The following is a 12,246-nucleotide window of genomic DNA, read 5'->3' on the forward strand; positions in this document are numbered from 1 at the left end:
TAGGGGGCGCTGCACGCCGCCGGCGTGCCCACGGAAATCCGCGCGCATGTCCAAGCCCGTCCACGCCATGATCCGCGTCCTCGAGGAAGAGCGCGCGCGCGACTACTATGCCCGTGCCTTCGGTCTCGCGGTGTCCGGCCGGTTCGACTTCCCGGACTTCACCCTCGTCTACATGCGGGATCCGGACTCGCCGTTCGAGCTGGAGCTCACGGTGAACAAGGGCCGCGACAAGCCCTACGATCTCGGCGACGGCTACGGGCACATCGCCTTCGTGGTCGACGACGTGGAGGCCGAGCACGCCCGGCACCGGCGCGAGGGCTTCACGGCCACCGACGTCAAGACCCTCAAGCACGGGGACGACGTGCTCGCGCGGTTCTTCTTCGCCACCGACCCGGACGGCTACAAGATCGAGGTCATCCAGCGCGGCGGCCGCTTCGCGTGACCGGTCCGGTCCGCCATTCCCTCTCCGGAACGTCTTCGAGATCCATGCAGGACAAGACCCGCATCGTCTGCATCCGCCACGGGCAGTCGACCTTCAACGCCGCCCACCGGCACGGGGGCGGCGATCCTGGCCTGCCCGACGCCCGCCTGACCGAGCTGGGCCAAGCCCAGGCCCGGGCGGCGCGGGAGCGGCTCCGGCCGATCCCTTTCGATCTCGTGGTGGTCTCGCCCCTGACCCGCGCCATCGAGACCGCGGCGATCCTGTTCGGCGAGCATCCGAGCCGGCCGCGGGTGCTGGTCGAGGTGCTGCACCGCGAGTGCCAGGAGAGCAGCTGCGATGTCGGCCGTGCCGCCTCGGAGATCGCCGCGGACTTCCCCCACCTCGATGTCGGGCACCTGCCCGAGGTCTGGTGGCACGCGGAGCCGGGCTGCGAGGTCGGCGGCTACCCTGTGGAGCCCCGCCCCCTGTTCGACGCCCGGGTCGCGGCGTTCCGCGACTGGCTGCGGGCCCGGCCGGAGACCACCATCGCGGTGGTCGGCCACGGGACGTTCTTCTACCACCTCACCGGCACGTTCCTGGAGAATTGCGGCACCATCGACTTCGATCTCGACGCCGCGCCCGCGGCGGCCTGATCAGGCCGGCACCCGGGCGCGCGCCGCGTCCATGCGCTGTCGGGCGCCGGCGACGGCGATCTCCGGCGCCTGCCGGCCGATGGCGAGGGTCTCCGCGAGGATCGTGCAGGCCTCGGCCCAGGTTCCGGTCAGGAACGGCGCCGCCCCCTCGGCCACCTCGGCGGCGCAGCGCGCGTCCTCGCCGGCGCGTTCCGCCGCCGTCGCGGTGCGGGACACCGCCGCGGTCAGCGCGCCTTCCCGCCAGCGCCGCGCCTGGGCCGCCGCCTGCGCGCGTGCCCCGCCCCGCCACGCGGCCGCGCGGGCCGCCGCCAGGGCCGCGGGCCAGTCCGGCGCGCCGGAGCAGGCTTCCGCGTCCTCGACCATCCCGGCGACCGCGCAGAGCGGCGCCAGGATGCGGCGGACGCTCTCCAGCGCCAGCTGCCGGGTGCGGGCGGCCTCGATCTCCGCCGTGTCGGCGCTGCCCGACAGGCGCAGGACGAAGGCCATCAGCTGCGGCCGCGCCTCGTCCGGCATGGCGTCGTTGAGCCCGAGGGCGTAGGCGGCGGCCGGCCGCGAGAAGCAGGGTGGGCAGTCCGCGCTGGAGCGGATCGCCCGGTAGGGCAGGCCCGCGGCCACCATCGCGGCCTCGTTGATGCAGGTCCCGCCGTCTGGCCCGGGGAAGGGATGCGATCCGGCGAGCAGACGCCAGTTCAGGATCGTCGCGAAGTCGGGATGCATCGGCGCGCGCTCCGTCTCGGTCGCGCAGCGTGGCACGCCGCGCCCCGGAAGGCGAGGCCCTTCAGCCGCCGAGGCCCGGGGCGAGGCCCGAGAGCATCGCGGCGCCCAGGACCAGCACGAAGGCGGCAGCGACGAGTTCGAGGCCACCGAGCGCCAGGAGGCCGGCCTGTCCCCGTCCGCCCGCGAGGCGCAGCGCCATCCGCTTGGCGAAGACCGCGAGGCAGGCCAGGGCCGTCGTGGTCAGCGCGGTGCCGAGCGCCATCGCCAGAACCGCCAGCACGCCCGCGCCGGGCACGCCCTGCGACACCGCGAAGACGAGGACCAGCACGGCGCCGGCGCAGGGTCGTGTCCCGGCCGCCAGCACCACCCCGGCCCGCTCGCGCCACGTGTCGAGGGTGTCGAGGGCCTGCGGTTCCGGCAGGTGGCTGCAGCCCGGGCCGCAGCCCGCGCCGAGATTGGCGAGGCGACCGGCTTTGCGCCACGTCAGGACCAGCCCGATCAGGGCGACGAGGGCGAAGCTCACGGTCTCGATCAGGGTGCCGGCCCGGGTGATGCCCGCCGCCGTGGCGTTGAGGACCAGCGTGCCGAGGCCGACGATCGCCCCGGCCACGCAGGCCTGGAGCAGCGCGGCGCACACGCTCAGCGCGGCGCCGCGCCGGAGCGCCCGCTCCCCCGCCAGGATGTAGCCGGCGATCACCGCCTTGCCGTGGCCCGGGCCGGCGGCGTGGAACACGCCGTACGCGAAGGCGAGGCCGATCAGAGGGGTCCAGCTGCCGCCGCCCCGCAGCGCGCTCACCGCGGCGTTGAGGCTGCGGGAGAAGCTCGCCTGCAGCGCCAGGATGACGCCGCCGAGACCCGTGGCGGCCGGCGCGGCCTCGCGGAAGCCGATCCCGAAGGGCGAGCGCGGCGGCGGCGCGGCGAGGCCGGGCGCGACCAGCCACGCGATCGCGGCCGCGAGAAGCGCGGCCAGCGCGATGGCCGCGGCCATGAGGCCGAGCCTCAGCCCCAGCCGTCCCGCCCCGGCGGGGGCGACGATCCCGATGCCTACGGACATGCCACGAGAACCCGGCTGGCGAACTGCACCCCGTAGGTCGAGGCGGCGGTGAGCGCCTCGAAGAAGGCCTCGGTCATGCCCGGCGACCCGGCATCGGCCGTCTTCGGCTGCTCGGTCTTCGGCCGGGTGACCGTGGCGGCGCAGCCCTGGGGCGCACCCGCGAGGGTGGCGGCGTCCGCGCCCTCGGCGAACGAGAAGGCGACGAAGTAGGTCGGGTCGTAGACCTCCAGCGCGGCGACCCCCCGCCCCTGCTGGACCGGGGTCTTCAGGGGCAGCAGGAAGGTCATGACCAGCGCCCGGTCGTCCATGTGCGCCGCCGGCTCCTTCGGATCGCCGAAGGCCTGCTCCTTGCCGCCGACCTTCAGCTTCGTGAAGTAGCCGAACTCGGCGAGGTTGGCGGTGTTCTCGGCGGCGAGCCCGGCGAGTTCCTCCGGGCTGAGCTTGCCGTCCTTGTTGGTGTCGAGGCCCTGCGTGACGAAGGCCGTGTACTCGGGATCGAAGCTCCACGTGTCGCGGACGCCGACGAGCTTGCCGTCCGCGTAGACGAGCTGCGCCTTGGCGGTCACCCAGACGTGCGGGTGGGCGGTGGCCGCCGAGGCGGCGCAGCCGAGGGCGGCGGCCAGCGCCAGGGCGAGCGGTTTCGGACAGGGCGCGGCGATCAGCATGGACGGTGGCACGCTCGCGGCGGGAGGGAAGCGATCAGGTCGCGTCTTCCTCGCGTGCCGGTTGGGCGAAAGCGAGGCGCCGTCCGGTCGTCGCGCCTGTCCCCGCGCCGGTCACTCGCCCCCGTCGAGGCCCATCAGCTGGAAGCTGACCCGCAGGTCGTTCGACATCGGGATGTCCAGGCGTTCGCCGTTGGGCAGGCGCTTGAGGAACCAGCGCTCGTAGGTCCAGCGCAGCGCCCGCGACTCGGCGAGCCGCGTGAAGGTCTGCTGCACGAGGCCGGCGAGTTCCGGATCGTCCTTGCGGAACATGATGCCGTAGGGCTCGTAGGAGAGCTTGTCGGGCAGCACCGTGTAGTTCGCCCCGTCCTTCGCGTCCGTGGCGATCAGCCCGTAGAGCAGCACGTCGTCGGTGGCGAAGGCGTCGGCCTTGCCGGCCTTGACCATCGCGTAGGAGGCGGCGTGGTCGGGCGCCGTCACCACCTGCGCGTCGATCTTCAGGCGGGCGAACTGGTCGCGCACGGCCTTCTCGTTGGTGGTGCCGGCCGTGACCACCACGGTCTTCCCGCCGAGATCCCGGTAGGAGGCGATGCCCGATCCGCGCTTCACCAGCAGCTGCGTCGCGCTGATGTAGTCCACGGGCGAGAACGCGACCTGCTTGCGGCGCTCGGCATTGGCGGTGGTCGAGCCGCACTCGAGGTCGATCTTGCCGGAGGTCACCGCCTCGATGCGGCTCTCGGCCGTGACCGGTGCGTAGCGGATCTTCACCGGCCGGCCGATCGCCGCCTGGATGTCGTCCGCGATCTCGCCGCAGAGGTCGATGGCGTAGCCGATCGGTCGGGGGCTCCCGTCCGACTGCTTGCCCTCCACGAAGGAGAACGGCACCGAGCTCTCCCGGTAGCCGAGGACGATCTCCCCGCGCTCGGCGACGCTCCTGAGCGTCCCGGTGAGCACCTCGACGGCGGAGGCGGGCGTCGCCGCCAGCGCCAGCGCCAGAACCGCGACGAGCCGCATCGTCATCACTCCGCCTCCGAAGGGCACCGAACAAGCCACGCCGCGATTCAGGGCACCCGTGAGAGCGCTCATGAGAGCGGCCGTCCTGCGCCCGCCATCGCGGCGCGCGCAGATTTCGCCGGACCGGCCCCTATTCCGCGGGCGAGGCCACCGTGCCGACATGGTCGAGGCGCTGGTCGGTGGTGCTGAGCTGGCCCTCCCACTTGGCGACCGCCACGGTGGCGACGCTGTTGCCGAGCACGTTGGTGGCCGACCGGCCCATGTCGAGGAACTGGTCGATCCCGATGATCAGCAGCAGCCCGGCCTCCGGGATGTTAAAGTGCGACAGCGTCGCCGAGATCACCACCAGCGAGGCGCGCGGCACGCCGGCCATGCCCTTCGAGGTCACCATCAGCAGGAGCAGCATCGTGAGCTGCTGGCCCCAGCTCAGCGGGATGTTGTAGGCCTGCGCGATGAACATCACCGCGAAGGTGCAGTACATCATCGAGCCGTCGAGATTGAACGAGTAGCCCATCGGAAGCACGAACGAGGTGATCCGGTTCGGCACCCCGAACTTCTCCAGGTTCGAGAGCATCTTGGGGTAGGCGGCCTCGCTCGACGCCGTCGAGAAGGCCAGCACGAAGGGCTCCTTGATCAGGTTGAACAGGCGCATGATGCCGCCGCCCCCGAGCAGCAGGAAGCCGACGCCCATCAGCAGCGTCCAGAGCACGCCGAGGCTGATGTAGAACTCCACGAGGAACTTGCCGTAGGTCACGAGCACGCCGATGCCCTGCGTGGTGATCGTCGCCGCGATGGCGGCGAACACCGCAACGGGGGCGAACATCATCACGTAGCCCGTCACCTTGAGCATGACGTCGGCGATGCCCTCGATGCCCTGCGCGAGCAGGCGGCCCTTCTCGCCGAGGGCGGCGAGGCCCACGCCGAAGAAGATCGAGAAGACCACGATCTGCAGGATCTCGTTGTTGGCCATCGCCTCGACAGCGCTCTTCGGGACGAGGTGCGTGACGAACTCCTTGAGCGAGAGCGAGGCCGCCTTGAGCCCGGTGCCGGCCCCGGCATCGGGCAGCGGCAGGTTCAGGTTGTGGCCGGGCTGCATCAGGTTGACCATGATGAGGCCGAGCATCAGAGAGCAGAACGAGGCGCCGACGAACCAGAGCAGCGCCTTGCCGCCGACCCGGCCGACGGAGGCGGTATCCCCGAGATGGGCGATGCCGACGACCAGCGTGGAGAAGACCAGCGGCGCGATGATCATCTTGATCAAGCGGAGGAACACGTCGGAGACCAGCGCGATGTAGCCGGCGATCTCCTTGGCGGTCTGCGGATCGGGCCAGGTGATGCTGCAGGCGTAGCCGACGGCGATGCCGAGGAGCATGCCGATGAAGATCATCGTCGTGAGTCGCGACCCTGCCATCGGTACTGCTCCTCGCCTGGGCCCGGGATGATCGAGCATTGCAATTCGTTAACGTGTCGCAGGAACTGCGCCACACGCAAGCCCGGCCAGGGGGCGTTACTGGCGTGGTCGACTGTTTTCACGCGACGCTCGGGCGGCGATGAAACCGGTGGCCGGTGTGCTACGGCTGCGGTACGAGACTTGCCCCGCCAAGCTGCCTGCGCTCTCCGTAGGCGGCCCAAGCAACCTGCGCGCGAGAGTTCATGGACGTCTTCGTACAGCAGCTCATCAACGGGCTGACGCTCGGCTCGATCTACGGCCTGATCGCGATCGGCTACACGATGGTGTTCGGCATCATCGGCATGGTGAACTTCGCCCACGGCGACGTCTTCATGGTCTCCTGCTTCATCGCGCTCATCACCTTCCTGCTGCTGACGGTCTGGCTCGGGGTCAGCTCCATCGCGCTGGCCTTCCTGGTGGTGCTGGTGGTCGCCATGGTGCTGACCGCCCTGTGGGGCTGGGCGATCGAGCGGGTGGCCTACCGGCCGCTGCGCGGCTCGTTCCGCCTCGCGCCGCTGATCTCGGCGATCGGCGTCTCGATCTTCCTGTCGAACTTCGTGCAGGTCGTGCAGGGCGCGCGCAACAAGCCGACCCCGCCGATGCTGTCGGGCGGCATCACGCTGTTCGAGCGCGACGGCTACGCGGTGTTCCTGGCCTGGAAGCAGGTGCTGATCATGGCGGTGACCGCCGTGCTGCTCACCGGCTTCTGGTACCTCGTGCAGCGCACGCCCTTCGGCCGGGCGCAGCGCGCCTGCGAGCAGGACCGCAAGATGGCGGCTTTGCTCGGCATCGACGTGGACCGCACGATCTCGCTGACCTTCGTGCTCGGCGCCGCGCTCGCGGCCGTCGCGGGAGTCCTCTACCTCATGTACTACGGCGTCGTGTCCTTCTCGGACGGGTTCGTGCCCGGCGTGAAGGCGTTCACGGCGGCGGTGCTCGGCGGCATCGGCTCGCTGCCCGGCGCCGTGCTCGGCGGCCTGATCATCGGCCTGATCGAGACCTTCTGGTCGGCCTATTTCTCCATCGAGTACAAGGACGTCGCCGCCTTCTCGATCCTGGCGATCGTGCTGATCTTCATGCCGTCGGGCATCCTGGGCCGGCCCGAGGTCGAGAAAGTCTGATGGCCGCCTCGCAGAACGCTCTCCCCGGCTCCGCGATGGCCGGCATCCTGCGCGACGCCGCCCTCTACGCCCTCGTCACCTTCGGCCTCTGCGTCCCGATCATCGCCTACCGGACCGATCCCGGGCCCGGGAGCGAGCTGGTGCTCGTGCCGCGCTGGGGGCTGGTGGCGGCGCTCTGCGCGGCGATCTTCGTGCTACGCCTCGTCCAGCGCCTCGTGCTGCTGCGCCGCGACGCGCGGCGGGCGCTGACCCCCTCCCCGGCCCAGGCCACCGAGGCGGTGCACGGCGAGCCCGACGCCGGGCAGAAGACCTCGAAGGTCGGTCTCTGGCTGTTCATCTTCGTCGCGCTGACCCTGCCGATGATCTCCGCGCTGGCGACCGGCGGCCTGTCCTCGGCCCGCTACTGGATCGACCTCGGCATCCTGATCCTGACCTACGTCATGCTCGGCTGGGGCCTGAACATCGTGGTCGGCCTCGCGGGCCTGCTCGACCTCGGCTACGTCGCCTTCTACGCGGTCGGGGCCTATTCCTACGCGCTGCTGTCGACGACCTTCGGCCTGTCGTTCTGGGTCTGCCTGCCGCTGGCGGGCCTGTTCGCCGGCCTGTGGGGCATGATCCTCGGCTTCCCGGTGCTGCGGCTGCGCGGCGACTACCTCGCCATCGTCACCCTGGCCTTCGGCGAGATCATCCGCCTGGTCCTGATCAACTGGACCGACGTCACCGGCGGCGGGGCCGGCATCTCGTCGATCCCGCGGGCGACCTTCTTCGGCATCCCGTTCACGGCGGGCGAGGGCGGGTTCGCCGCCACCTTCGGCATCCCGTACGACTCGATGCACCGGCTGATCTTCCTGTACTACCTGATCCTCGGGCTGGCCCTGATCACCAACTTCGTCACCCTGCGCCTGCGCCGCCTGCCGATCGGGCGGGCCTGGGAGGCCCTGCGCGAGGACGAGATCGCCTGCCGCTCGCTCGGCATCGACACCACCGCCACGAAGCTCACGGCCTTCGCGCTGGGCGCGGCCTTCGGGGGCTTCGCCGGCTCGTTCTTCGCCGTGCGCCAGGGCTTCATCAGCCCGGAGAGCTTCAACTTCTTGGAGAGCGCCATCATCCTGGCGATCGTCGTCCTCGGCGGCATGGGCAGCCAGGTCGGCGTCGCGATCGCCGCGGTGGCGATGGTCGGCGGGCCGGAGATGCTGCGCAATCTCGGGTTCCTGAAGGCCGTGTTCGGCGAGGGCTTCGACCCCAGCGAGTACCGGCTGCTGCTGTTCGGGCTCGCCATGGTCGCCATGATGGTCTGGCGGCCGCGCGGCCTGATCTCGGAGCGGATGCCGTCCGTGTCGCTCGGCCAGCGGCGCGCGGTCTCGGGCGCCCATGTCAGCGAGGGGCACGGCTGATGGCGACGTCCCCCCTCCCCCCGCCGGTGCTCACGGTCGAGCACCTGACCATGCGGTTCGGCGGGCTCACCGCCGTCTCCGACCTGTCCTTCGAGGCGCGCCGCGGCGACATCACCGCGCTGATCGGCCCGAACGGGGCCGGCAAGACCACGGTGTTCAACTGCATCACCGGCTTCTACAAGCCCACCGAGGGCATGCTGACGCTGGCGCACGCCGACGGCACGGCGCACCTGCTGGAGCGGCTTCCGAACCACAAGGTGAACCGCACCGCGCGGGTCGCCCGCACCTTCCAGAACATCCGCCTGTTCCAGGGCATGACCGTCCTGGAGAACCTGCTCGTCGCCCAGCACGCGCCGCTGATGCGGGCCTCGGGCTACACGATCCTCGGGCTGCTCGGCCTCAAGACCTACCGGGACGCGCAGGCCGCGGCGATCGAGCGGGCCAAGGCCTGGCTCGAGCGCATCGACCTGATGAAGCGGGCGGATGATCCGGCGGGCGCCCTGCCCTACGGCGCGCAGCGGCGCCTGGAGATCGCCCGGGCGATGTGCACCGACCCGGTCCTGCTCTGCCTCGACGAGCCGGCGGCCGGCCTCAACCCGCGGGAATCGGCTGAGCTGAACGGCCTCCTGCGCCACATCCGCGACGCGCACGACACCTCGGTGCTGCTGATCGAGCACGACATGTCGGTGGTGATGGAGATCTCCGACCACGTGGTCGTGCTCGATTACGGCGTGAAGATCGCCGACGGGTCCCCCGCCGATGTGCGGGCCGACCCGAAGGTGATCGCCGCCTATCTCGGCGTCGAGGACGAGGAGGTCGAGGCCGTGGAGGCCGAGGTCGGGATCACCGTGCCGCACGGGGACGCGGCGCACACGGGAGCGTCGGCATGAGCGTCGCCGGCATCAACGTCCTCGTCGAGGAGACGCGGGCGATCCAGGCGGGACGGAAGCCGCCGCTCCTCGCGGTGCGCGACGTCTCGACCTATTACGGCAGCGTCGCGGCCCTGCGCGGGGTCGATCTCGACGTGGCCGAGGGCGAGATCGTCACGCTGATCGGCGCCAACGGCGCCGGCAAGTCGACCCTGATGATGACGATCTTCGGCAGCCCCCAGGCGCGCTCGGGGACGATCACCTATGACGGGCGCGACATCACCCGGCTGCCGACCCACGCCATCGCCCGGCTCGGCATCGCCCAGTCGCCGGAGGGGCGCCGGGTCTTCCCGCGCATGACCGTCTACGAGAACCTCCAGATGGGCGCCGCGCTCCATGACGGGCGCTTCTTCGCCGAGGATCTGGAGAAGGTCTGCACCCTGTTCCCGCGGGTGAAGGAGCGCCTCAACCAGCGCGCCGGCACCATGTCGGGCGGCGAGCAGCAGATGCTGGCCATCGCCCGGGCGCTGATGAGCCGTCCGCGGCTGCTGCTGCTCGACGAGCCGTCGCTCGGCCTCGCGCCGCTCGTGGTGAAGGGCATCTTCGACGCGATCCGGGAGCTGAACCGGACCGACGGCATGACGATCTTCCTCGTCGAGCAGAACGCCTACCACGCCCTCAAGCTCGCCCATCGCGGCTACGTGCTGGTCAACGGTCGGGTCACGATGAGCGGGACGGGTCGGGCGCTGCTCGACGACCCGAACGTCCAGGCCGCCTACCTGGAGGGGGGCCATTCCGGCCCGGTCGGGGCATGATGCCGTTTTCGGTTGATGCCATTGGCATCCCCGTCTTTGCGAGCGGAGCGAAGCAATCCAGGGCGGCGCCCCACCTTTCGAGGTTGCGCTGCCCCAGGTCACCTCGCTGCGCTCGCGATGACGGCGAGGGGCGCGTTAACCGAAGCAATCGACCGGACATCACATGAGCATGCTGCAGGGGATCCTGTACGAGGAGCCGTCGGCTTGGCTGTTCCTGCTGGTGACCGTCGTGATGGGCGGGTGGGCCGGATGGATGGCCGCCCGCGGCATCGCCCGGGGCTGGCGGCCGTTCTGGCAATGCGCCCTGGCGCTGCTTCTGGTGGCAGCCGCCGTGCGCTTCATTCACTACGCCCTGTTTTCGGGCACCCTGCTGTCGCTGCACTACTATGCGGTCGACGCGGTCATCGTCATGATCATCGGCGCTGCGGGCTTCCGCTACACGCGGACGCGCCAGATGACGAGCCAGTACCGCTGGCTCTACGAGAAGACCTCACCGCTGACATGGCGCGCACGGGCGCCCGCGGCCGGCGAGGTCCGATGAGTGCGGCCGGATCCGCACGTGCGGTCCTGACACTTAGGGGAAGTACGCGATGAGATCGATTCTGCTGGCCGGGCTCGCCCTCGGCGCCATGGCGGCGGCCGCGCAGGCCGCCGAGGTCAAGCTCGGCGTCGCCGCGCCGATCACGGGCAACAGCGCCGCCATCGGCGCGCAGCTCAAGAACGGCGCGAGCCAGGCGGTCGAGGACCTCAACAAGGCCGGGACGCTGAAGGGCACGACGCTGACCGTGACGGTCGGCGACGACGCCTCCGACCCGAAGCAGGGCGTCTCGGTGGCCAACAAGTTCGCCAGCGACGGCGTGAAGATGGTCGTCGGCGACTACAATTCCGGCGTGTCGATCCCGGCCTCCGACGTCTACCTCGACGCCGGCATCATCCAGGTCACGCCGGCCTCCACGAACGTGAAGTTCACCGAGCGCGGGATGTGGAACACGTTCCGCACCTGCGGCCGCGACGACCAGCAGGGTGCCGTCGCCGGCAACTACCTGGCCGATCACTTCAAGGGCAAGAAGGTCGCCTTCGTCCACGACAAGACCCCCTACGGCAAGGGGCTGGCCGACGAGACGCTGAAGGCCTTCAAGGCCAAGGGCGGCAAGGAGGTCATGTCCGAGGGTATCAATCCGGGCGAGAAGGACTACTCGGCGCTCGTCTCCAAGCTGAAGTCCGCCAACGTCGACGTCGTCTATTTCGGCGGCTACTACACCGAGGCCGGGCTGATCCTGCGCCAGATGCGCGATCAGGGTCTGAAGGCGCCGATGATGGGCGGCGACGGCATGGTCGACCGCGAGCTGGTGGCGATCGCCGGTCCCGCGGCCGAGGGCACGCTGACCACCTTCCCGCCGGACGCCCGCAAGAACCCGAACGCCAAGGCGGCGCTCGCCGCCTTCAAGGCCAAGAACATCGATCCCGAGGGCTACACGCTCTACTCCTACGCGGCCGTGCAGGTCCTGGCCAAGGCGATGGCCGAGACCGGCTCCAGCGACGGCAAGAAGCTCGCCGAATGGCTGCACCAGGGCAAGCCGGTGGACACGGTGGTCGGCCCGATCGCCTACGACAAGAAGGGCGACATCACCCGGCCCGACTACGTCATGTACGAGTGGAAGAAGGGACCCGACGGCAAGATCGACTACAGCGGCAATGAGCTGACGAAGTAAGCCGCGGTCACGAACCGGGATTTCAGTCCGACGCCGCCTCCCGATACCGCGGGGGGCGGCGTCGTCGTTTTCTATACCGTGGATTCGTCAGCTTTCCGGGCGGATCCGTCCTCCGCACCGCGTGCGTACGCCTAAGAAGTGTGCATGATGCCGCCGGCGCGAGCGTGAGGCCGGCTCAGCGCTTGGGAGGAGGCCATGAGGACGGCAGGGACCGCATCTGCGGACGTGCGCAGAGGCTTGGCCGCAACTTGTCCGTACTCAGCCGCAGGCTCGCGCGGCGCATCGCGCTTTCTCCCGGCACCATCATTGCAAAGGCGTCGCCCGAGCGGGCGGGCCCGCGTACCCCGCCGCCGGCCGATGTCGT

Annotated in this window: 13 protein-coding genes; 8 read left to right on the top strand and 5 right to left on the bottom strand. The window is 70.4% G+C overall.

The window, feature by feature from the left end:
• The first annotated feature begins 46 nt into the window (after window positions 1-46).
• Together C4T42_RS18300 and C4T42_RS18305 are read left to right on the top strand one after the other, a co-directional pair.
• Window positions 47-442, top strand: a complete 396-nt coding sequence (locus tag C4T42_RS18300; protein ID WP_020094241.1) for a VOC family protein — start codon at window positions 47-49, stop codon at window positions 440-442.
• A gap of 44 nt (window positions 443-486) precedes the next feature.
• Window positions 487-1,074 carry a histidine phosphatase family protein gene (locus C4T42_RS18305; RefSeq protein ID WP_020094240.1) on the top strand — a complete coding sequence of 196 codons (588 nt, stop codon included), beginning with the start codon at window positions 487-489 and terminating at the stop codon, window positions 1,072-1,074.
• On the opposite strand, the gene C4T42_RS18310 is transcribed toward C4T42_RS18305, so the two are convergent.
• The 5 genes from C4T42_RS18310 to C4T42_RS18330 all read right to left on the bottom strand — a co-directional run bounded on the left by C4T42_RS18310 (window position 1,075) and on the right by C4T42_RS18330 (window position 5,932).
• Entirely contained in the window at window positions 1,075-1,791 is a 717-nt protein-coding gene (locus C4T42_RS18310) for a hypothetical protein (RefSeq protein WP_020094239.1), read from the bottom strand.
• Window positions 1,792-1,852: 61 nt separating this feature from the next.
• Window positions 1,853-2,845 (bottom strand): nickel/cobalt transporter, encoded by a 993-nt coding sequence (locus C4T42_RS18315; RefSeq protein ID WP_026605097.1) that lies wholly within the window; start codon window positions 2,843-2,845, stop codon window positions 1,853-1,855.
• A complete protein-coding gene (locus C4T42_RS18320; RefSeq protein WP_020094237.1) occupies window positions 2,836-3,510 on the bottom strand; it encodes a DUF1007 family protein in 675 nt (224 codons plus the stop codon). Before C4T42_RS18320 ends, C4T42_RS18315 begins: the two co-directional genes overlap by 10 nt.
• Window positions 3,511-3,621: 111 nt before the next feature.
• Window positions 3,622-4,527: an amino acid ABC transporter substrate-binding protein gene (locus tag C4T42_RS18325; RefSeq protein ID WP_020094236.1), complete on the bottom strand. Its 906-nt coding sequence runs from the start codon at window positions 4,525-4,527 to the stop codon at window positions 3,622-3,624.
• Window positions 4,528-4,651: 124 nt separating this feature from the next.
• A complete protein-coding gene (locus tag C4T42_RS18330; protein ID WP_026605096.1) occupies window positions 4,652-5,932 on the bottom strand; it encodes a dicarboxylate/amino acid:cation symporter in 1,281 nt (426 codons plus the stop codon).
• A 242-nt stretch (window positions 5,933-6,174) separates the two neighbouring features.
• On the opposite strand from C4T42_RS18330, the gene C4T42_RS18335 reads away from it, so the two are divergent.
• The 6 genes from C4T42_RS18335 (at window position 6,175) to C4T42_RS18360 (ending at window position 11,882) form a co-directional block, all read left to right on the top strand.
• Window positions 6,175-7,092, top strand: a complete 918-nt coding sequence (locus C4T42_RS18335; protein WP_020094234.1) for a branched-chain amino acid ABC transporter permease — start codon at window positions 6,175-6,177, stop codon at window positions 7,090-7,092.
• Window positions 7,092-8,486 (top strand): high-affinity branched-chain amino acid ABC transporter permease LivM, encoded by a 1,395-nt coding sequence (gene livM / locus C4T42_RS18340; protein WP_020094233.1) that lies wholly within the window; start codon window positions 7,092-7,094, stop codon window positions 8,484-8,486. The genes C4T42_RS18335 and livM overlap by 1 nt, the downstream gene beginning before the upstream one ends.
• A complete protein-coding gene (locus C4T42_RS18345; RefSeq protein ID WP_020094232.1) occupies window positions 8,486-9,376 on the top strand; it encodes an ABC transporter ATP-binding protein in 891 nt (296 codons plus the stop codon). The genes livM and C4T42_RS18345 overlap by 1 nt, the downstream gene beginning before the upstream one ends.
• On the top strand, window positions 9,373-10,170 hold the full coding sequence (locus C4T42_RS18350; RefSeq protein ID WP_020094231.1) for an ABC transporter ATP-binding protein: 798 nt from the start codon (window positions 9,373-9,375) through the stop codon (window positions 10,168-10,170). Before C4T42_RS18345 ends, C4T42_RS18350 begins: the two co-directional genes overlap by 4 nt.
• Window positions 10,171-10,342: 172 nt before the next feature.
• Entirely contained in the window at window positions 10,343-10,711 is a 369-nt protein-coding gene (locus C4T42_RS18355; RefSeq protein WP_026605095.1) for a DUF6867 family protein, read from the top strand.
• A gap of 49 nt (window positions 10,712-10,760) precedes the next feature.
• Window positions 10,761-11,882, top strand: coding sequence for a branched-chain amino acid ABC transporter substrate-binding protein (locus C4T42_RS18360; RefSeq protein WP_020094229.1), 1,122 nt, complete (start codon window positions 10,761-10,763; stop codon window positions 11,880-11,882).
• Window positions 11,883-12,246 lie beyond the last annotated feature (364 nt).

The organism is Methylobacterium sp. 190mf (genome assembly GCF_900107945.1).
Classification (GTDB): domain Bacteria; phylum Pseudomonadota; class Alphaproteobacteria; order Rhizobiales; family Beijerinckiaceae; genus Methylobacterium.

Coding starts and splice junctions, on each gene's coding strand:
- C4T42_RS18310 (WP_020094239.1), bottom strand. CDS start 1,791: ATGCATCCCGACTTCGCGACGATCCTGAACTGGCGTCTGCTCGCCGGA.
- C4T42_RS18325 (WP_020094236.1), bottom strand. CDS start 4,527: ATGACGATGCGGCTCGTCGCGGTTCTGGCGCTGGCGCTGGCGGCGACG.
- C4T42_RS18345 (WP_020094232.1), top strand. CDS start 8,486: ATGGCGACGTCCCCCCTCCCCCCGCCGGTGCTCACGGTCGAGCACCTG.
- C4T42_RS18315 (WP_026605097.1), bottom strand. CDS start 2,845: ATGTCCGTAGGCATCGGGATCGTCGCCCCCGCCGGGGCGGGACGGCTG.
- C4T42_RS18320 (WP_020094237.1), bottom strand. CDS start 3,510: ATGCTGATCGCCGCGCCCTGTCCGAAACCGCTCGCCCTGGCGCTGGCC.
- C4T42_RS18350 (WP_020094231.1), top strand. CDS start 9,373: ATGAGCGTCGCCGGCATCAACGTCCTCGTCGAGGAGACGCGGGCGATC.
- C4T42_RS18330 (WP_026605096.1), bottom strand. CDS start 5,932: ATGGCAGGGTCGCGACTCACGACGATGATCTTCATCGGCATGCTCCTC.
- livM (WP_020094233.1), top strand. CDS start 7,092: ATGGCCGCCTCGCAGAACGCTCTCCCCGGCTCCGCGATGGCCGGCATC.
- C4T42_RS18335 (WP_020094234.1), top strand. CDS start 6,175: ATGGACGTCTTCGTACAGCAGCTCATCAACGGGCTGACGCTCGGCTCG.
- C4T42_RS18300 (WP_020094241.1), top strand. CDS start 47: ATGTCCAAGCCCGTCCACGCCATGATCCGCGTCCTCGAGGAAGAGCGC.
- C4T42_RS18305 (WP_020094240.1), top strand. CDS start 487: ATGCAGGACAAGACCCGCATCGTCTGCATCCGCCACGGGCAGTCGACC.
- C4T42_RS18360 (WP_020094229.1), top strand. CDS start 10,761: ATGAGATCGATTCTGCTGGCCGGGCTCGCCCTCGGCGCCATGGCGGCG.